The sequence below is a fragment of the Embleya sp. AB8 genome, assembly GCF_049739465.1.
Taxonomy (GTDB): domain Bacteria; phylum Actinomycetota; class Actinomycetes; order Streptomycetales; family Streptomycetaceae; genus Embleya.
Map to the genome: position 1 here is coordinate 289,348 of NZ_JBMHHY010000001.1, position 18,914 is coordinate 308,261.

18 protein-coding genes are annotated in these 18,914 nt (G+C 71.7%); 7 read left to right on the plus strand and 11 right to left on the minus strand.

Annotated elements, in window-relative coordinates; all coding sequences use genetic code 11:
• Window positions 1-2 precede the first annotated feature (2 nt).
• The 4 genes from lipB (at window position 3) to ABIA38_RS01190 (ending at window position 3,270) form a co-directional block, all read left to right on the plus strand.
• On the plus strand, window positions 3-797 hold the full coding sequence (gene lipB / locus ABIA38_RS01175; RefSeq protein WP_424636436.1) for a lipoyl(octanoyl) transferase LipB: 795 nt from the start codon (window positions 3-5) through the stop codon (window positions 795-797).
• A gap of 277 nt (window positions 798-1,074) precedes the next feature.
• Entirely contained in the window at window positions 1,075-2,046 is a 972-nt protein-coding gene (gene lipA, locus ABIA38_RS01180) for a lipoyl synthase (protein WP_424636437.1), read from the plus strand.
• A gap of 171 nt (window positions 2,047-2,217) precedes the next feature.
• Window positions 2,218-2,451, plus strand: coding sequence for a hypothetical protein (locus tag ABIA38_RS01185; protein ID WP_424636751.1), 234 nt, complete (start codon window positions 2,218-2,220; stop codon window positions 2,449-2,451).
• 132 nt (window positions 2,452-2,583) lie between these two features.
• A complete protein-coding gene (locus ABIA38_RS01190; RefSeq protein WP_424636438.1) occupies window positions 2,584-3,270 on the plus strand; it encodes a DUF4191 domain-containing protein in 687 nt (228 codons plus the stop codon).
• 211 nt (window positions 3,271-3,481) lie between these two features.
• Here the strand turns inward: ABIA38_RS01190 and ABIA38_RS01195 are convergent, their stop codons facing one another.
• Window positions 3,482-3,940, minus strand: coding sequence for an RDD family protein (locus ABIA38_RS01195; protein ID WP_424636439.1), 459 nt, complete (start codon window positions 3,938-3,940; stop codon window positions 3,482-3,484).
• 245 nt (window positions 3,941-4,185) lie between these two features.
• Between ABIA38_RS01195 and glnA the strand changes: the two genes are divergently transcribed.
• Window positions 4,186-5,595 carry a type I glutamate--ammonia ligase gene (gene glnA / locus ABIA38_RS01200; RefSeq protein ID WP_424636440.1) on the plus strand — a complete coding sequence of 470 codons (1,410 nt, stop codon included), beginning with the start codon at window positions 4,186-4,188 and terminating at the stop codon, window positions 5,593-5,595.
• 98 nt (window positions 5,596-5,693) lie between these two features.
• Here glnA and ABIA38_RS01205 read toward each other — a convergent pair whose 3' ends face one another.
• From ABIA38_RS01205 to lpdA, 3 genes are all read right to left on the minus strand, one after another.
• Window positions 5,694-6,587, minus strand: a complete 894-nt coding sequence (locus ABIA38_RS01205) for a TIGR01777 family oxidoreductase (protein ID WP_424636441.1) — start codon at window positions 6,585-6,587, stop codon at window positions 5,694-5,696.
• 91 nt (window positions 6,588-6,678) lie between these two features.
• Window positions 6,679-8,460, minus strand: a complete 1,782-nt coding sequence (gene sucB / locus ABIA38_RS01210; RefSeq protein WP_424636442.1) for a 2-oxoglutarate dehydrogenase, E2 component, dihydrolipoamide succinyltransferase — start codon at window positions 8,458-8,460, stop codon at window positions 6,679-6,681.
• Between the two features lie 72 nt (window positions 8,461-8,532).
• The gene (lpdA, locus tag ABIA38_RS01215) at window positions 8,533-9,921 is read right to left on the minus strand and encodes a dihydrolipoyl dehydrogenase (RefSeq protein ID WP_424636443.1); all 1,389 of its coding nucleotides are present in this window, start codon (window positions 9,919-9,921) and stop codon (window positions 8,533-8,535) included.
• Window positions 9,922-10,167: 246 nt separating this feature from the next.
• Here lpdA and ABIA38_RS01220 point away from each other — a divergent pair, with 246 nt between their 5' ends.
• Window positions 10,168-10,491, plus strand: a complete 324-nt coding sequence (locus tag ABIA38_RS01220; RefSeq protein ID WP_424636444.1) for a hypothetical protein — start codon at window positions 10,168-10,170, stop codon at window positions 10,489-10,491.
• A gap of 144 nt (window positions 10,492-10,635) precedes the next feature.
• Here the strand turns inward: ABIA38_RS01220 and ABIA38_RS01225 are convergent, their stop codons facing one another.
• From ABIA38_RS01225 to ABIA38_RS01240, 4 genes are all read right to left on the minus strand, one after another.
• Window positions 10,636-12,144 carry a leucyl aminopeptidase gene (locus ABIA38_RS01225; RefSeq protein WP_424636445.1) on the minus strand — a complete coding sequence of 503 codons (1,509 nt, stop codon included), beginning with the start codon at window positions 12,142-12,144 and terminating at the stop codon, window positions 10,636-10,638.
• 157 nt (window positions 12,145-12,301) lie between these two features.
• Window positions 12,302-13,084: an adenosylcobinamide-GDP ribazoletransferase gene (locus ABIA38_RS01230; RefSeq protein ID WP_424636446.1), complete on the minus strand. Its 783-nt coding sequence runs from the start codon at window positions 13,082-13,084 to the stop codon at window positions 12,302-12,304.
• Window positions 13,081-14,127 carry a nicotinate-nucleotide--dimethylbenzimidazole phosphoribosyltransferase gene (locus tag ABIA38_RS01235; RefSeq protein ID WP_424636447.1) on the minus strand — a complete coding sequence of 349 codons (1,047 nt, stop codon included), beginning with the start codon at window positions 14,125-14,127 and terminating at the stop codon, window positions 13,081-13,083. Before ABIA38_RS01235 ends, ABIA38_RS01230 begins: the two co-directional genes overlap by 4 nt.
• 474 nt (window positions 14,128-14,601) lie before the next feature.
• Window positions 14,602-15,915, minus strand: a complete 1,314-nt coding sequence (locus ABIA38_RS01240) for a bifunctional adenosylcobinamide kinase/adenosylcobinamide-phosphate guanylyltransferase (protein ID WP_424636448.1) — start codon at window positions 15,913-15,915, stop codon at window positions 14,602-14,604.
• A 107-nt stretch (window positions 15,916-16,022) separates the two neighbouring features.
• On the opposite strand from ABIA38_RS01240, the gene ABIA38_RS01245 reads away from it, so the two are divergent.
• The gene (locus ABIA38_RS01245) at window positions 16,023-16,229 is read left to right on the plus strand and encodes a hypothetical protein (RefSeq protein ID WP_424636449.1); all 207 of its coding nucleotides are present in this window, start codon (window positions 16,023-16,025) and stop codon (window positions 16,227-16,229) included.
• Window positions 16,230-16,287: 58 nt separating this feature from the next.
• On the opposite strand, the gene ABIA38_RS01250 is transcribed toward ABIA38_RS01245, so the two are convergent.
• From ABIA38_RS01250 to ABIA38_RS01260, 3 genes are all read right to left on the minus strand, one after another.
• The gene (locus tag ABIA38_RS01250; protein ID WP_424636450.1) at window positions 16,288-17,286 is read right to left on the minus strand and encodes an aldo/keto reductase family protein; all 999 of its coding nucleotides are present in this window, start codon (window positions 17,284-17,286) and stop codon (window positions 16,288-16,290) included.
• An 84-nt stretch (window positions 17,287-17,370) separates the two neighbouring features.
• Complete coding sequence (locus ABIA38_RS01255; RefSeq protein ID WP_424636451.1) at window positions 17,371-18,141, minus strand: class I SAM-dependent methyltransferase; 771 nt, start codon at window positions 18,139-18,141, stop codon at window positions 17,371-17,373.
• Complete coding sequence (locus ABIA38_RS01260) at window positions 18,138-18,743, minus strand: DUF3043 domain-containing protein (protein ID WP_424636452.1); 606 nt, start codon at window positions 18,741-18,743, stop codon at window positions 18,138-18,140. Before ABIA38_RS01260 ends, ABIA38_RS01255 begins: the two co-directional genes overlap by 4 nt.
• Window positions 18,744-18,914: the final 171 nt, after the last annotated feature.

Genomic DNA, 18,914 nt, shown 5'->3' on the forward strand with positions numbered 1-18,914 from the left:
ACGTGACCAGCTTCTTGCGATTCGTGCACTTGGGTATCGGCGCCGACGCCGTTCCGTACGAGGCCGCCTGGGAGGAGCAGCGCCGCGTCCACGAGCAGGTCGTCGGCGGCGAGTCGGGCGACACCTGTCTGCTGCTCGAACACCCCCCGGTCTACACGGCCGGCCGCCGGACCGATCCCTCCGAACGCCCGATGGACGGCACCCCGGTGGTGGACGTCGATCGCGGCGGCAAGATCACCTGGCACGGTCCGGGTCAGCTGGTCGGCTATCCGATCGTGCGGCTGCCCGAGCCGGTGGACGTGGTCGCGCACGTGCGGCGGATGGAGGAGGCGCTGATCCGGGTCTGCGCGGACCTGGGTCTGCAGACCACCCGGATCGAGGGCCGCAGCGGGGTGTGGGTGCTGGGCGACGCGGTGCCGTCGAGCGCCGGCCCGACCGGCGGGCTCGAGCTGCGCCTGGACAGCCGGTTGGCGGCCACGCCCGACCCGCGCCTGCACCCCGAGTTCGATCCGCGGCTGGCCGGGCCGGAGTACGCGCCCTCCAACGCGGGCCAGCGCGGCGACGACCGCAAGCTGGCGGCGATCGGCGTCCGGGTCTCGCGCAAGGTCACCATGCACGGCTTCGCGATCAACTGCGACGCGGACATGACGTACTACGACCGGATCGTGCCGTGCGGCATCAAGGACGCCGGCGTCACCTCGCTCAGCCGCGAACTCGGCCGCGAGGTCACCGTCGCCGAGGTGTTGCCGCTGGCCGAGAAGCACCTGGCCGACGTATTCGCGCAGGTGCCCGCGTGACGGCTCCGACGCGCCGCGCTTGACGTTCGACGCAACACCCGCACACCCGCGGGCCGCGCTCGCCCGCAACACCGGCGTGACGCACGCCTCGTACCGATTTTGGCGTCCGGGGAATCCACCCGGGTTCGTCCCGGTTGCCACCTGACGGGCCGTCCGGATCGCCGATTCACCCGGCGTACTCTGGACGGACCGCCCCACCAAAGGGCCCGTCCCATCCTGTCGGGCCCACCGCAGTCCGGCCCGCTCCGCCGACTGCTCCGAGCAAAGGGAGTCGCGCGTGTCCGCTGTCGCACCCGACGGCCGCAAGCTGCTTCGTCTGGAAGTCCGCAACGCCGAGACTCCCATCGAGCGCAAGCCTTCGTGGATCAAGACCCGGGCGAAGATGGGCCCCGAGTACACCGAGCTCAAGCAACTCGTGAAGCGCGAGGGGCTGCACACGGTGTGCGAGGAGGCCGGTTGTCCCAACATCTACGAGTGCTGGGAAGACCGCGAGGCGACCTTCCTGATCGGCGGCGACCAGTGCACCCGGCGCTGCGACTTCTGCCAGATCGACACCGGCAAGCCGGCCGAGCTCGACCGTGACGAGCCGCGCCGGGTGGCCGAGTCGGTCCAGGCGATGGGCCTGAAGTACGCGACCGTCACCGGCGTCGCCCGCGACGACCTGCCCGACGGCGGCGCGTGGCTCTACGCGGAGACGGTCCGGCAGATCAAGGAGCTGAACCCGGGCACCGGCGTCGAGCTGCTGATCCCGGACTTCACCGCGCAGCCCGATCAGCTGGCCGAGGTGTTCTCCTCGCGCCCCGAGGTGCTCGCGCACAACGTCGAGACGGTGCCGCGCATCTTCAAGCGGATCCGCCCGGGCTTTCGCTACGAGCGTTCGCTCGACGTGATCACCCAGGCGCGGGCCGCCGGTCTGGTCACCAAGTCCAATCTGATCCTGGGCATGGGCGAGGAACGGGCCGAGATCAGCCAGGCCATGCAGGACCTGTTCGACGCGGGCTGCGAGCTGCTGACCATCACGCAATATCTGCGGCCGAGCGTGCGGCACCACCCCGTCGAGCGCTGGGTGCGTCCCGAGGAGTTCGTCGAGCTGAACGAGGAGGCCGAGGAGATCGGCTTCGCGGGTGTCCTCTCCGGACCCCTGGTCCGCTCGTCGTACCGCGCGGGCCGGCTCTACCGCCAGGCGCTGGAAGTACGCGAGACCCGCGCCGCGGCGGGCGAAGGTGTGCAGCCTTTCACCTCGGTTTGACCCCGGTGTCATCATTTGGTAACACCTTGTTGCGAGAGTCGACCGCAGTGCGGTGAACCTTCGCACCAGGACAGGTAGGGGGACGACGTCATGGCAGACACGCGGCAGGGCAACGCCTCGGTGCTGCGGGACTCGGTACTGCGTCGGGGTTCGGCACTGCACGGTTCGGTGCTGCGCGGCGCCTTCGATCGTGGGGTCGCCGCCCGTCGGGCGACCGTCGGCCGGGTGTTCCGGGCCGTCGAGACCGTCCTGATGTTCGAGGGCGGCCAGCGCACCGCGCGCCGCAACGCGTGGGCGGCGGTCTGCGCGGACCGCAACCGGGCCCGGGCCCGGGCCGAGGCCTCCGACATCCTGGCCCGCCTGGCCCCGGTGGCCGAGCCGACGCCGGGAGCCCGCTCGCACTGACCTTCGTTCGGCCGTCCGGCGGGGCTTTCGTCGCCCGTCGGACGGTCGACGTCTCGTATCTGCGGCGGGAAGGTTCGACGAACCGCCGGCAGCCATTGTCCCCGGTGGATGGGCCGCCAGTATCCTTTTCACATGGCGAGCAAGGAACCATCCGAGAAGAGCGGCCGGCTGAAGCAGATCCGGCTCGCCTACCAGCAGACGAAGAAGGCCGACCCGTGGGTCGGCTTGATTGTGGCGGCCTGGGGCCTGGGCGTATTCGCAGTACTCCTGGCCATCGGCTTCTGGTGGGGACATCCGATCTACCTGGGCATCTTCGGTGCCCTGGTGGGTCTGCTCGCGGCGGCCTTCATCTTCGGACGACGGGCCGAGAAGTCGGTGCTCGGCCAGATGGAGGGCCAGCCCGGCGCCGCGTTGGCGGTCATGCAGTCACTCAAGCGTGGCTGGGTCGTGACCCCCACCGTGGCCATCACCCGCCAGCAGGATGTCGTACACCGCGCCGTGGGTCGCCCCGGCATCATCCTGGTGGGCGAGGGCCAGCCCGGTCGTGTGACGCGACTGCTGGCCGATGAGAAGAAGCGCATGTCCCGCCTGGCGGCGAGCACCACGGTGCACACGATCATCGTCGGCAACGACGAGGGCCAGGTCCCGCTGCGCAAGCTGCAGCGGCACATCATGAAGCTGACCCCGACCATGGCCAAGCCCGAGGTCGCGGTGGTCAACGACCGGCTGCGCGCGGTCGGCGACCTGATGAAGAACATGCCGGTGCCCAAGGGCCCGATGCCCAAGGGCGCGCGCATGCCGCGCGGCCCGCGCGGCTGAGCCCCACCCCGCCGGGCCCGAGCAACACGTACCCGAGCAATACGTACGTGGCACCATCCGTCCCCGCCCGATCAAAGAGCGGCGGCGATCCGAACCCCGGATCGCCGCCGCTCTTTTCCCGTATCGCTTCGGGCCTCGTAACGCTTTGGGTCCCGTATCGCTTCTGGTCCCGTATCGCTTCTGGTCCCGTATCGCTTCGGGTATCGCCCGGTTACATCCGCACGACCGCGGTACCCACGGCCTTGTCGTGGAACCCGCGCCCGTCCCGGTCGTAGATCGCCGCCGGGATCACCAGGCACAGCAGGAACGTGCGTACCACCACCGCGAGCGGCAGCAGCGTGTCCCGGGTGACCGACACCACCCGGATGCCCATGATCCGCTTGCCGAAGGTCCAGCCGAGCGTGCTCACCAGGAGCAGGTTCGCCGCGGCGAACACGCCGAGCGTGCCCCAGCTGGTGCCCGGGGCGTTGAGCCTGCCGCCGCCCAGGAAGGACAGCGCGATGACACAGCAGATGCCCCAGTCGATCGCCAGGGCGGCCAGGCGGCGTCCGGTCGGGGCCAGTGAGTTGGGTCCGTCCTCGGGCAGCCCGAGACGCTTGCCGCGGTAGGCGAATTCGTCGTCCGCCGTCCCGGGAGCCTGGTTCCGCGCTGCGGTCGTGTTCTCGTCCACGCCTCCAAAGTAGACGAGCCGGGCCGATTCACCCGCCCCGGGGTGTGCGTGGACGGGTGGATCACGGGCATGCAACCAGGCAAGACGGGCTAGACCGTACGGGTGGGTGCGTAACATCCCGGAAACACGAGGGACACCGACGGGAAACCGCTCGCGCCTACCTTCGAGGCCTGGTGGCCACCGGGGAGGAGGCCGCTCCCCGAGAATGCAACTACCCGCGCCTGGCGCCGGGTCGAGGAGGATTGATGTTCAACAACGCCGATGAGGTGTCGCGATACATCGCCGACAACGACGTCAAGTTCGTCGACGTTCGTTTTTGCGACCTGCCTGGTGTGATGCAGCACTTCACGGTTCCGGCGAAGACGTTCGACCCGACCGAGACGCTGGCCTTCGACGGATCCTCGATCCGCGGCTTCCAGGCGATCCACGAGTCGGACATGGCACTTCGCCCCGACCTGTCCACGGCGCGCCTCGACCCGTTCCGCAAGGACAAGACGCTCAACATCAACTTCTTCATCCACGACCCGCTGACGGATGAGGAGTACAGCCGCGACCCGCGCAACGTCGCGAAGAAGGCCGAGCGCTACCTCGCCGGCACCGGCATCGCGGACACCGCCTACTTCGGCCCCGAGGCCGAGTTCTACGTGTTCGACAGCGTGCGCTTCGCGACCGGCGCGAACGAGTCCTTCTACCACATCGACTCCGAGGCGGGTGCCTGGAACACCGGTGCGGAGGAGAACAACCGCGGCTACAAGGTCCGTTACAAGGGCGGCTACTTCCCGACCCCGCCGGTCGACCACTTCGCCGACCTGCGCGCGGAGATCTCCCTGGAGCTGGAGGCGTCCGGTCTGCAGATCGAGCGCCAGCACCACGAGGTGGGCACCGCCGGTCAGGCCGAGATCAACTACAAGTTCAACACGCTGCTGGCCGCGGCCGACGACCTGATGTTGTTCAAGTACATCGTCAAGAACGTCGCGTGGCGCAACGGCAAGACCGCAACCTTCATGCCGAAGCCGATCTTCGGCGACAACGGCTCGGGCATGCACTGCCACATGTCGCTGTGGACCGACGGCTCGCCGCTGTTCTACGACGAGCAGGGCTACGCGGGCCTGTCCGACACCGCCCGCTACTTCATCGGCGGCCTGCTCAAGCACGCCCCGTCGCTGCTGGCCTTCACCAACCCGACGGTCAACTCGTACCACCGCCTGGTCCCGGGCTTCGAGGCGCCGGTCAACCTGGTCTACTCGCAGCGCAACCGTTCGGCCTGCATCCGCATCCCGATCACGGGCAACAACCCGAAGGCCAAGCGCGTCGAGTTCCGCGTCCCGGACCCGTCGGCCAACCCGTACCTGGCCTTCGCCGCCCAGCTGATGGCGGGCCTCGACGGCATCAAGAACAAGATCGAGCCCCTCGAGCCGGTCGACAAGGACCTGTACGAACTGGCCCCCGACGAGCACCAGGCCGTCCCCCAGGTCCCCGGCACCCTCTCCGAGGTCCTCGACGCGCTCGAGGCCGACCACGAATACCTGCTCGAGGGCGGCGTCTTCACCCAGGACCTGATCGACACCTGGATCGAATACAAGCGCACCAAGGAAATCGACCCGGTCCGCCTGCGGCCCCACCCGCACGAGTTCGAGCTCTACTTCGACATCTGAGCCGACCCCGGCCGGGCGTGAGCCCTCCGAAGACAAGGCCGTCGACCGCTGCCCACGAGCGCGGTCGACGGCCTTCTTCGTGTTCGCCCGCAGCGGCCTCAGCCGGTCAAGGCTGCGGTGAGGGCCGATTCGATGGTCGGGTGGTTGAAGGTGAAGCCCGAGGCGAGGAGGGTGGCGGGGAGTACACGTTGGCCGGTGAGGAGTTCGGCGGCGAAGGGGCCGACGGCGGCGCGTAGGGCGAAGGGGGGTACGGCCAGGAATGTGGGGCGGTGCAGGGCTCGGCCCATGGCCTTCGTGGCCGCCGCGTTGGTGACCGGGTTGGGGGCGGTCAGGTTGACCGGGCCGGCCAGGTCGGGACGGTCGAGGACGTGGCGGATCGCGGCGATCTCGTCGACCAGCGAGATGAAGCTCCAGTACTGCCGCCCCGAGCCGAGTCGGCCGCCGAGGCCGGCCCTGATCAAGGGGAACATCCGGCCCAGGGCGCCGCCGGAGGGGGAGATCACCAGGCCGGTGCGCAGGTGGGCGACGCGGATGCCGGCCTCCAGGGCGGGGGCCGTGGCGGCCTCCCAATCGGTGCACAGGTCGGCCAGGAAGCCGGTGCCGGGCGGCGCGGACTCGTCCACCACACGGTCGCCGGTGTCGCCGTAGAAGCCGATTCCGGAAGCGGAGAGGAGCACCCTCGGCGCGGGCCGCAGGGCCGCCAGCGCGCGGGCCACGGTCGCGGTGCCCAGTACCCGACTCTCGCGCACCTCGCGCCGGTACGCGGCCGTCCAGCGTTTGTCCCCGATGCCCGCGCCGGCCAGGTGTACGGCCGCGTCCACCGGGCCGAGCGAGGCGGTGTCCACCGTGCCCCCGTGCGGGTCCCAGCGGACCTCGTCGGGGCGGGTCGGGGGGCGGCGAACCAGCCGGACCACCTCGTGGCCGTCGGCGGTCAGCGAACGGACGAGAGCGGAACCCACGAGGCCGGACGAACCGGTGACGGCGATACGCATGCGAACATCCTTGCCCACCCGGGCGCGGATACGCCGAAGGCGGCCCGGACGAGGGTCCGAACCGCCTTCGGCAAACGCCCGCGAAGTGTCCTTACAGGCCGAGGTCGCCCTCGAAGGCGCCTTCCTCGAGGCGGGTCTTCACCGTCTGGAGGAACCGGGCCGCGTCCGCGCCGTCCACCAGGCGGTGGTCGTAGGACAGGGCCAGGTAGACCATCGAGCGGACCGCGATGACCTCGCCGAGCGTCGGGTCGTTGACCACGACCGGGCGCTTGACGACCGCGCCCGTGCCGAGCATCGCGACCTGCGGCTGCGGGAAGATCGGCGTGTCGAACAGTGCGCCGCGCGAACCGGTGTTGGTCAGCGTGAAGGTGCCGCCGGCCAGTTCGTCCGGGCTGACCTTGTTGGTGCGCGTACGCTCCGCCAGGTCGGAGATCTTGCGCGACAGGCCCGCGATGTTCAGGTCACCCGCGTTGTGGATGACCGGGACCATCAGGCCGCGGTCGGTGTCCACCGCGATCACCAGGTGCTCGGCGTCGTGGTAGGTCACCGTGCCGGCCGCCAGGTCCATCGACGCGTTCAGGACCGGGTGGACCTTGAGCGCCTCGACGGCCGCCTTCGCGAAGAACGGCATGAACGACAGCTTGACGCCCTCGCGCGCCACGAAGTCGTTCTTGGCCCGGTCGCGCAGGCGGGCGATGTTGGTGACATCGACCTCCACGACCGTGGTCAGCTGAGCCGAGGTCTGCAGCGACTCGACCATGCGCTTGGCGATCACCGTGCGCATCCGGGAGAGCTTCTCGGTCCGACCGCGCAGCGGCGACGGCTCGATCGGCGCCGGCGCCTTGGCGGCGGGCGCGGCGGCGGCCGGAGCCGAGGCCGAGGCAGCCGCGGCGGCCTGGGCCGCCTGCTGCTTGCGGGCCGTCTCCAGGACGTCCTGCTTGCGGATACGACCACCGATACCGGTGCCCGCGATCGCGCCCAGGTCCACGTTGTGCTCGGCGGCGAGCTTGCGGACCAGCGGCGTGACGTACGCGCCGTCCGCCTCGGCCGGCGGCGCGAGCTGCGGGGCGGCGGCCGGTGCCGGAGCCGGCTTGGGCGCGGGCGGCGCCTGAACCGGGGCCGGAGCGGCGGCGACCGGGGCCGGCGCCACCGGAGCCGGCGCCACGGGGGCCTGCTGCACCGGAGCCGGCGCCGGAGCCGCCGGAGCGGGCGCCGCGGCCGGCGCCGAACCGGGCGCGCCGATGACGGCCAGCTCGGCGCCGACCTCCACCGTCTCGTCCTCGGCCACGGTGATCTTCAGCAGTACGCCGCCGATCGGCGCCGGGATCTCGGTGTCGACCTTGTCGGTCGAGACCTCCAGGAGCGGCTCGTCGGCCTGGACCGTGTCACCCTCCTGCTTGAGCCAGCGGGTGATGGTGCCTTCCTGCACGCTCTCGCCGAGCGCGGGCAGCAGCACCGGGGTGCCCTGCACGGCGCCGGCAGGCGCGGCAGCCTGGACCGGCTCCGGCGCGACGGGCGCGACCGGCGCGGCAGCCACCGGGGCGGGCGCGGCGGGCGCGACCGGAGCCGGAGCGGCCGGGGCCACCGGCGCGGCCTGCGCCGGCGCGGCGGCCGGAGCCGGCGCCGGGGCACCGGTGCCGTCGTCGATCACGGCCAGCTCGGCGCCGACGTCGACGGTGTCGTCTTCCTGGGCCTTGATGGACACCAGAATGCCGGCGGCGGGGGAGGGGATCTCGGTGTCGACCTTGTCGGTCGAGACCTCGAGCAGGGGCTCGTCCAGCTCGACGCGCTCACCCTCCTGCTTGAGCCAGCGGGTGATGGTGCCCTCCTGCACGCTCTCGCCGAGCGCGGGCAGTGTTACGGAGACCGGCATGGGTCAATGACTCCTTCTCAACGCTTCAAGGCGTGTGTCTTGGATGACGGGGCGCGGTTGTGCGGCGCGTCGTCAGTCGTGGACGTGCAGCGGCTTGCCCGCCAAGGCGAGGTGGGCCTCGCCAAGCGCCTCGGACTGCGTCGGGTGCGGGTGGATGAGCTGGGCGACCTCGGCCGGCAGGGCCTCCCAGTTGTAGATCAGCTGGGCCTCCGAGGTCAGTTCGCCCATCCGGGCACCGACCATGTGGATGCCGACGACCGGGCCGTCCTTGACCGAGACGACCTTGACCTGGCCGGTCGTCTTGAGGATCTGGCTCTTGCCGTTGCCGCCGAGGCTGTAGCTGATCGAGGCGAGCTTGTCCGAGCCGTAACGCTCGACCGCCTGCGCCTCGGTGAGGCCGACCGAGGCCACCTCCGGGTCGCAGTAGGTCACGCGCGGCACGCCCGCGTAGTCGATCGGCACCGGGTTCAGCCCGGCGATCCGCTCGGCGACCAGAATGCCCTCGCCGAAACCGACGTGGGCAAGCTGGAGAGTGGGGATGAGGTCGCCCACGGCCGAGATCGTCGGCACGTTGGTGGCGCAGTACTCGTCGACCAGGACGTAGCCGCGGTCCATCGCGACGCCGACCTCTTCGTACCCGAGGCCCGCCGAGACCGGGCCGCGACCGACGGCGACGAGCAGCAGCTCGGCGTCGATTTGCTTGCCGTTCTCCAGCGAGACCCGGACACCCGCGTCGGTGTACTCGACCCCGCTGAAGCGCGCGCCGAGTTCGAACTTGATGCCGCGCCGGCGGAACGCGCGCTCCAGGAGCTTGCTGCTCGCCTCGTCCTCCAGGGCGACCAGGTGCGGCAGCGCCTCGACGATGGTCACATCCACACCGAAGGACTTCCACGCGCTGGCGAACTCGACGCCGATCACGCCGCCGCCCAGGACCACCGCGGACTGCGGGACGCGGTCGAGCACGAGCGCGTGGTCGCTGTTGATCACCCGGTTGCCGTCGACCTCCAGGCCCGGCAGCGACTTGGGCACCGACCCGGTCGCGAGTACCACGTGTCGACCCTCGTAGCGCTGCCCGTTCACCTCGACCGCGGTCGGCGAGACGAGCTGCCCGGCGCCTTCGACGACGGTGATCTTGCGGCTGGCGATCAGTCCGGTCAGGCCCTTGAACAGACGCGAGACAACGCCGTCCTTGTAGGCGTGCACGGCGGCGATGTCGATGCCGTCGAAGGTCGACTTGACGCCGAACTGCTCGCTCTCGCGAGTCTGGTCCGCGACCTCGCCGGCGTGCAGCAGCGCCTTGGTCGGGATGCAGCCGTTGTGCAGACACGTGCCGCCGAGCTTGCCCTTTTCGATGAGGACGACCCGCATACCGAGTTCGGCCGCACGCAGGGCGCACGCATAGCCGCCGCTCCCGCCGCCGAGAATGACTACATCGAAAACGGCTCCGGCGTCGTTCGCCACGTCACGTCCTCCTGTGATTGCGATGCCCTCCCGCGCGCGGCGGGTGGCACCCCCTTCTTGTGGAAGGTCTCAAGTGCCGGTACAACATCCTCCCACTTGTCGAGAGCGACCGAGCACTCCGCCCCGGTGTTGCCTGTCCCACAAGGACGGCGCCGAATCGGCGGATCCGGGGCACAACGTGCCCTTGCGACTCGTTGTCCCGACACGATCCGCAACTTCCGCGTGTCCGAGAGGAAGGAAATCCCCGTGGGGCTGTTCCGTCGCAAACGCGGTGCGGGCGCGACCGCGCCCGATCGTAAGGATGTCGCCGCCACCACCGCGCACCTGACCGAGTTCGCGCACAGCCGCAAGGGCGTGGAGGCGTATATCGAGCCGGTCACCACGTTGAGCGGGACGACGGTGGTGTTCATCGCGGACACCGGGGAGTGGACCCGACGGCGGGTCGCCGACCCCGGGGCCGCCCGCGCGCTCGCCCGCAAGCTGAGCATCCCGGTCTACGAGGCGGCCCTGGTGGGCTACCCCAAGCGGATGCGCGAGTGGACCCGGCGGCAATCCGGCGGCGGTTCCTGACCGTTCCGCCGCGGGATCGCCGCCGGGGGCGTGCGCGCCCCACATGTCGTCGGTCCGTCGGCCCGGCCGGGGCGCCTGCGTGCCCCGGCCGGATCGGACCGGACCGAACCGGAATGGACCGGTGTCGGCTCGGCGAGCGCCGAATCAGATCTTCTCGTCCGCGACGTCCTGGGCGATCCGGAGCAGCGAACGCACCGCCACGCCGGTGCCGCCCTTGGGCCGGTAGCCACCGGCCTCGCCCTCGTGGAACGCCGGACCGGCGATGTCCAGGTGCGCCCACTTGACGCCGTCCGCGACGAACTCCTGGAGGAACAGGCCGGCGATCAGGCCGCCGCCCATCCGCGACGAACCCATGTTCTTCAGGTCCGCGATCGGCGAGTCCATCTGCTTGCGCATGTCGGCCGGCAGCGGCATCGGCCAGGACTGCTCGCCCGCGCGCGTCGCCGCGTCGTGCACGGCGTCGCGGAACGCGTCGTCGTTGGCCATGATCCCGTACATGTCGTTGCCCAGGGCGACCATCATCGCGCCGGTCAGCGTCGCGATGTCGATCAACATCTGCGGCTCTTCCTCGCACGCGCGGGTGATCGCGTCGGCGAGCACGAGGCGACCCTCGGCGTCGGTGTTGAGCACCTCGACCGTGCGCCCGCCGTACATCCGCAGCACGTCGCCGGGCCGGGTCGCGGTGCCGGAGGGCATGTTCTCGGCCAGCGCGAGCCAGCCGGTCACGTTGACCTCCAGGCCGAGGCGGGCCGCCGCGGCGACCGCGCCCAGGACGGCCGCCGCGCCGCCCATGTCCATCTTCATCGTCTCGTTGGCACCGGCCGGCTTGAGCGAGATGCCGCCCGAGTCGTAGGTGATGCCCTTGCCGACGAGCGCGATGGTGCGCTTGGCCTTGGGGTGCGTGTAGCCGAGCCGGACCAGGCGCGGCTTGCTGGCCGAGCCCTGACCGACGCCCAGGATGCCGCCGAAGCCGCCCTTGGCGAGCGCCTTGTCGTCGAGCACCTCGACCTTGAAGCCGGCGTTCTTCCCGGTGTCCACCGCGATCGCGGCGAAGTCCTTCGGGTTCAGGTCGTTCGGCGGGGTGTTGACCAGGTCGCGCGCCTGGTTGACGCTCTGCGCGGTGATCGCGGCCCGCTCGACGGCGGCCTTGGCGGCCTTGTCGCGGCCCTTGATGCCCAGCAGTACGACGTCCTTGACCGCGTCCTTGCGGCCCTCGCGCGACTTCTCCCGGTAGGTCTCGAACGAGTACGCGCCGAGCAGCACGCCCTCCCCGAACGCGCCGACCGCCTCCGCACCGGCGAGCGGCAGGGCCACGCCGGCCTTTTTCACGCCCGCCAGGGCGCGGGCCACGGTGCCGCCGGCGCGCCGCAGCGTCTCGTGCGCGAAGCCGTCGGCGGGCTGCTCGCCCAGGCCGACGACCAGCACGAGCGGGGCCTTGGCCGCGCCGAAGGTCGGCACGCGGTGTAGTTCGCCCTCGGCGCCGGTGGCGTCGAGCGCGGACAGGGTGTCGGTGAGCCGGCCGTCGAACGCCGCGGCGATGGATTCGCTGCCTGCGGCGAGGACGGCGCCGTCCTCGCCCTTGACGGCGCCGATCACGAGCACGTCGGCGCGCAGGGAAAGGGCCGCGGTGGAGCCGATACTCAGTGTGGTCACGAGTGTCCTGTCTCTCATCTCTCGAGGGTGCCGAGTGCCCGCACGATCGGTGGGGCACCGACGCGGCGATCCCTGCCGGGGACGCCGCGCCGAGCGGTGACGAGCCGTATGGAAGATACGTTCGCCGCCAGCATTTCACGCCTTCCCGGCAAGCGTCTCAGCCAGTGGACACGACCACCAGGACGACGCACCCGGTGGTCTCCACGACGGCGCCCAGCACATCGCCGGTGATGCCGCCGAATCGGCGGGTGGTATGCCGCAACAGCAGGGCGCCGGCGGCCAGTCCGGCGAGTGCCGCGCCGAGGGCGCGCGCGCCCTCGGCGGGGCCCTGGACGACCCCGTACAGCGCGGCCGCGGCGAGCAGGAGCAGGGACCACGCGAGGAGTACGCCGCGCCCGACGGTGCCCGCGACCAACGCGCCGAGGCCGTCCGGGCGCGCGGACGGTACGCCCGGGCGGCACGCGATGGACAGCGCGGCCCGGCCGGTCACCGCCGCGAACACCAGTGCGGCGGCGGCCGATCCGCTGCCCTGGTGTTGCAGCCGAAGGAGCGCGCCGGTCTCGATCAGTACCAGGAACAGCAGGCTCAGCACGCCGAACGGGCCGATGTCGGATGCCTTCATGATCCGCAGCGCGTCCGGTGCGGGCTTGGCCGAGCCGAGGCCGTCGGCGGTGTCGGCCAGGCCGTCCAGGTGCAGGCCGCGGGTGAGCAGCGCCAGGGTGGCGACCGCGAGGGCGGCGGCGGTGAGCGCGCCGGTGCCGGACCACGCGGCGAGGGCGAGTACGCCGCCGGCCAGGCCGCCCAGGACCAGGCCGACCAGGGGCGCGCAGGCCATCGCCCGGCCGGCCACCGGGCGGTCCACCCGGTCGACCCGGACCGGGATCACCGACAGGATGCCGAAGGCCAGGCGCAGGCCGGCCGAGGTGGTGCCGTTGCTCACGGGGTGGGGTGCACCCGGGCCACCAGGTCGACCGCCGCGCGCAGTACGGGCAGGGCGAGCAGCGCGCCGAGGCCCTCGCCGCCGCGGACCCGGTAGTCGAGGACCGGCTCCAGGGCGAGTCGGTCCAGCGACTTGACGTGGCCCGGCTCGGGGGTGACGTGGCCGGCCAGCCACCAGTCGGGGGCGCGGTAGGAGATCCGCTGGGCGACCAGGGCGGCGGCCGCGGTGGACACGTCGTCGAGCAGCACCGGGGTCCGGCGGATCGAACACCGGAGCAGGAAGCCGGTCATCGCCGCGAAGTCGGCGCCGCCGGAGACGCCGAGCAGGCGCATCGGGTCGCCCAGTACGGGGCGGGCCCGGCGCAGCGAGTCGCGAATCGCGGCGCACTTGCGGATCCAGGTCGCGTCGTCGATGCCGGAGCCGCGGCCGATCACCGCGGCCGCGTCCATGCCGGTCAGCGCGCCGATCAGGACCGCGGCCGGGGTGGTGGCGGCGGCGCCCACGGAGCCGAGCAGCAGGACGTCGGCGCCCGAGTCGATCTCGGCGTCGGCGGTGTCCATGCCGACCTGGAAGGCCCGTTCGGCCTCGCCGGGGGCGAGTGCGTCGGCGGTGTCGATCGCCGCGGACGCGCGGCGGATCCGGTCCCGGGAGACGTGCTCGGGGAACGCGTCGGGCTCGGCGTCGACGGCGATGTCGACGATCCGGATCGGCGCGTCCAGGGCGGCGGCGAAGGTGGCCGTGGGCGAACCGCCGTCGAGGGTGGCCCGCACCTCGCGCGCGGTCCAGCCGGCGTGCCGGACCGACACGTCGTGCGCGGCGATGCCGTGGTCGGCGGCGAACAGCACGACGCGGGGGGCGGCGATGGGGGCGATGGTGCCGGCCTTGCCGCCCTGGGTGGACGCGAACCAGATCGCGAGGTCTTCGAGTCGGCCGTAGCTGTTCGGCGCGCCGGTCAGGGCGCCGAGGTGTTCGCGCACGCGGCCGCGGGCGTCGTCGTCGGGGCGCTCCACCTGGGCGGCGAGGGAGTCGAGGTCGATGGTCACCGGGTCAGCGTACGACTTGCGCCTGCGGTCGCGTCTCGGCCCGCTCGGCCGGTGTGTGCCCGCCCGCTCCACCCGTTGCCTTCGGCGACGAGGGCTGCGGATTTACTGCGGCGGGGTGGGTCCACCCGGGGCCCTGCGGGCTGGTTCGGCGGGGCGGCGGATGTGGATCGGGGCTGTCGGTTTGTTGCGGTGAGGTGGGTCCGCCGGGGGCCCGGTGGGCTGGTTCGATGGGGTGGCGGATGCGGGCCGGGGCTGCGGGTTTGTTGCGGTGAGGTGGGTCCGCCGGGGGCCCGGTGGGCTGGTTCGGCGGGGCGGCGGATGCGGGCCGGGCTGCGCGTTTACCGCGGCGGGATGGATCCACCGGGGCCCAGCGGGCCGGTTCGGCGGGGCGGCAAATGCGGGCCGGGGCTGCGGGTTTACCGCGGTGGGTCCACCCATCGGGGTCACCCGGGTCGGTCTCGGGTGCGCTTCCGGTCAGCCGGCTGCGTGCCTGGCCTTTCGGGGGAGGGATTTGAGGGTCAGCGCCTGGGCGGCCACCACCAGGAGGACCTCGTCGGATTCGCCGGCGATCCTGGCGTTCAGCAGGCCCAGTTCGTCGCGGAAGCGGCGGCCGCTGGGGGTCGGGGGGACCACGCCGCTGCCCACCTCGTTGCTGACCGCGACCACCGGGACGCGGCAGGAGCGCCAGGCGCCGGCCAGAGTGGTGATCTCGGCGCGGACCGCCGCCCGGGCGCCGGCCGTCCAGCGGGCGTCGTCCCAGGCGTCGTGCGCGTCCATCACCGAGGTCAGCCACAACGACAGGCAGTCCACGAGCAGGGGTTGCCGCGCCTCGGCGAGCAGGCCGGTCAGGTCGGTCGTCTCGATCGTGGTCCAGGTGTCGGGGCGGCGGTCGCGATGCAGGGTGATGCGTTCGGCCCATTCGGCGTCGCCCTCGCGGGTGCCGCCGGTGGCCACGTAGAGCACGTCCGGGCAGGCCGCCAGGCGCCGTTCGGCCTCCGCCGACTTGCCCGAGCGGGCGCCGCCGAGGATCAGTGTGCGGTGCGGGCGCGGGGCCGGCGAGGGATCCGCGCCGACCCGGACCAGGCCGCCGTCCGGGACCGCCCGAGCCCCCCACGCGGCGAGCCGGCGATGCAACTCCTCGCCGGGCGGCGACTCGTGCGACAGGTGGATCGCCAGCACGTCGGTGTCCTCGGTGACCGCACCGTCCCGGCGCAGCGTGGCCAGCCGCTCCGGCCAGGACACCACGTCCAGGAGCACCACGTCGTAGTGCCCGCCCTCGCGCGTCCAGGCCCGGGTCGCCTCGGTCTCCGGCGGCAGCGTCGAGGGCGGCGCGTACAACAACCGGGTGCCGTCGGCGCCGGTCACCTCGTACGCGACCCGCCCGGGTGTCCCCCCGGGAAGCACCCGTATTCGATGGCCGTCCAGCTCGAAAACGTCGCCCTCGGCCACCCGTCGCCAACTCGGCCCGCCCGCCGCCGGCGCCGGCAGCCCGCCCGGCGGCCCGCCCGGCGCGACCACCTCGGCCAGCCCCGCGGCCGGCAGCCAGGCCAGCGGCGCGGACTCGGCCGGCCCGCTCAGCAGCAGTCGCCGCACCCCGGTGAGCGGGTGCCCGGCCCGGGCCGCCGCGTGCGCCGGTTCCGGGCCGCAGTCGAGCAGCAGCGTGCCGTCGAGCAGCACGCACGCGGGACCGCGCACCGCCGGACCGGTGCATCCCAGACAGGAGGCACAGGTGCAGAACGGCTGGGGCCAGCCCCGGGGACCGGCCGTGCCGAGCAGCGTCAGCTCCATGGGTGTCGTCGTGCTCCTGGCTATGAGGTGGGTGGCCTTGATCTACTGTGCAACATCTACCGTGCAGGTCTTTTGCCGGTCCGAGATCCCGAGGTGAGGAGCCCGACATGTCGTGGGTGTGGCGGTACGAGGACGCGGACGGTGCCTCGGTCGAGGGACCGCAGACGGAGGACTTCACGAACCAGTCGGACGCCGAGAGTTGGCTCGGCGAGACCTGGAAGGACCTGCTCGCGGCCGGCATCGAGCAGGTGAGCCTGCTCGAGGACGACGTCGTGGTCTACGAGCACATGAGCCTGCGCGCCGCCGAGGGCTGAGTCCGGGCCGAACACGCGAGGGGGCGCGGCCTCGGCCGCGCCCCCTCGTGCTCTCGGGCTACGGGCGCGTCGCCGGGCTCAGGGTGAGCGCCGGGTCGCGGGTGACCACCGGGTCCAGGATCACGTCGATCCTGGTGAGCAGGCCCTCGTCCAGCTTGACGCCGGCCGCCTTGACGTTCTCGCGCACCTGCTCCGGTCGGGACGCACCGATGATCGCGGCCGACACGTTCGGGTTCTGCAGCACCCAGGCGACCGCGAGTTGGGCGAGCGAGAGCCCGGCCTCGTCGGCCAGCGGGCGCAACTGCTGTACCCGGGTGAGCACATCGTCGGTGAGCATCCGGGAGACGAAGTCCTGGCCGCCCTTGTCGTCGGTGGCGCGCGACCCGGCCGGCGGCGGCTGCCCCGGCAGGTACTTGCCGGTGAGCACGCCCTGCGCGATCGGCGACCAGACGATCTGGCCGAGCCCGAGCTCCGCCGAGGTCGGCACCACCTCGGCCTCGATCACCCGCCAGAGCATCGAGTACTGCGGCTGGTTGGAGATCAGCGGTACCCGCAGCTCGCGGGCCAGTTCGGCGCCGGCGCGGATCTGCTCGGCGGTCCACTCGGACACGCCGATGTAGAGCGCCTTGCCCGCGCGGACCACGTCGGCGAACGCCGACATGGTCTCTTCCAGCGGAGTTTCGTAGTCGAACCGGTGGGCCTGGTAGAGGTCCACGTAATCGGTGCCGAGCCGGCTCAGCGAACCGTCGAGCGATTCGATGATGTGCTTGCGCGACAGGCCCCGGTCGTTGCGACCGGGGCCGGTGGGCCAGTAGAGCTTGGTGAAGATCTCCAGGCCCTCGCGGCGTTCACCCCTGAGCGCGCGTCCGAGTACCGACTCCGCGCGCGTCTCCGCGTACACGTCGGCGGTGTCGAACGTGGTGATCCCGCAGTCGAGCGCCGCCCGTACACACGCGAGCGCGGCGTCCTCTTCCACCTGGGAACCGTGCGTGAGCCAGTTGCCGTAGGCGATCTCGCTGATCACGAGGCCGCTGCGGCCGAGGTGTCGGAAGTCCATGTGAACACCCTATGTCGGGCACCCGCGCCGATCGGCCGCAGCACCGCCACGGTTGCCGACCGAGCCGAGCGCGACCCCGGCCCCCTAGCGCACCGTCTTCTCGCCGATCAGGTGCAGTACCGGTGCGATCAGCCGGTAGGGGTCGCGTCGGGACGCGTCCTCCTCACAGGCCAGCAGGTTGTTCCAGGCCTTCTGGCCGCGCGGCGGTTCGGCGTCGTCCGGCTGGAGGCCGCTGAAGACGCCCACGCCGTACCACGCGAGCACCGGTGCGCCCAGGTCGCCGAGTACGGTGCACAGCCCCTCGACGGTGTCCGCGCGCAACGTGCCGCCGGCCGGGTTGGGGTACGTGGTCGCCGACAGGCCCTTGAGCGTCGCGGTCCACTGCGCCGCCGCCCCCGCGCGCATCGCCAGCGAGCCGGCGTTGCGCGAGGTGACCGAGATCAGGCCGCCCTGGGTCATCATCCGGGCCAGCGCGGCGAGCATGCCGTCCGGCTCGGGCTGGGTCTCCAGCACGTCGTGGCAGATGGCCAGATCGAAGCTGCCCGGCGGGAAGTGCCGGCCCGCCTCCGCGCCGTCGCCCTCGACCAGGCGCATCCGCCCCTGCACGTCGGCCGACTCGTGGGCCAGCTCCTCGTGCAGCGTGGTGAGTACCTCGGTATCGGTGTTCACCGAGGTGACGATGTGTCCCGCGCGGGCGAGCAGAATGCCGGGGGAGGCCGGCCCGCAGCCGACGTCGAGCACCCGCAACGGACCCCGGTCGCGCAGGCTCGTCATGTGCTCGGCCAACTGACGGGCCACCAATTCGCGACGGACCTGCGTGTGCAGGTCGCCGGTCAGCCCGGTGATCGTCGTCATGCCACCTTCTCGCCTCGTTTGACCTGCGGTTTGGGCAGTCGCAGCCGACGCAGCTGGAGACAACGCATCAGCGCGTAGGGCGTGACGCCCTTGAGGTTCTCCTTGGGGAACTTCGCCCGCAGTGCCTTCTTCAGCCCCAGGTTGACCCGGAAGGCATCGAGGATGATCAGCAGGATCACCGCGATCCACAGGAACAGGGAGAAGTTCTTCACCGCCAGGCTGGGCAGGATGCTCAGGATCAGGATGAACACGGCCGAGGGCAGGAAGAACTCGCCGACCGTGTAGCGCGCGTCGACGTAGTCGCGGGCGAACCGGCGCAGCGGCCCCCGGTCGCGGGCCGGCAGGGCCCGCTCGTCACCGGTGAGCAGCGCCTGGCGCTGCGTCTCGCGCTCCTCGCGCATCCGCATCCGGGCCTGCTTGCGGGCCTGCTTGGGGTCCTTGGCGACGGACACCTTCGTCTTGCGGTTGGCCTGGGCATCGCTGCGCTTGGGCGTCGGGCGACCCTTGGGGGCCTGGGGGTCCCGGACGGCCGGCGCACCCTGGAGACGCTCCAGGGACTGCTCGGCGGTCTCGGGCTCTGCGTGGGAACGTCGTCGGAACACGGTCAAAGCCTACGTGTTCGAGGCGCACGACATTTCAAGGCTCCCCGAATCCGGCCCGGGGACGATGCGGAACTCTCCCGGGCGGGAACACGTCAAGTGAGGCAAAGCCCTGCTGCCACAAGGTCGCTTGGGCATTTAGGCTTCAGGGAGCAGCACGGGTTGCCTACGAAG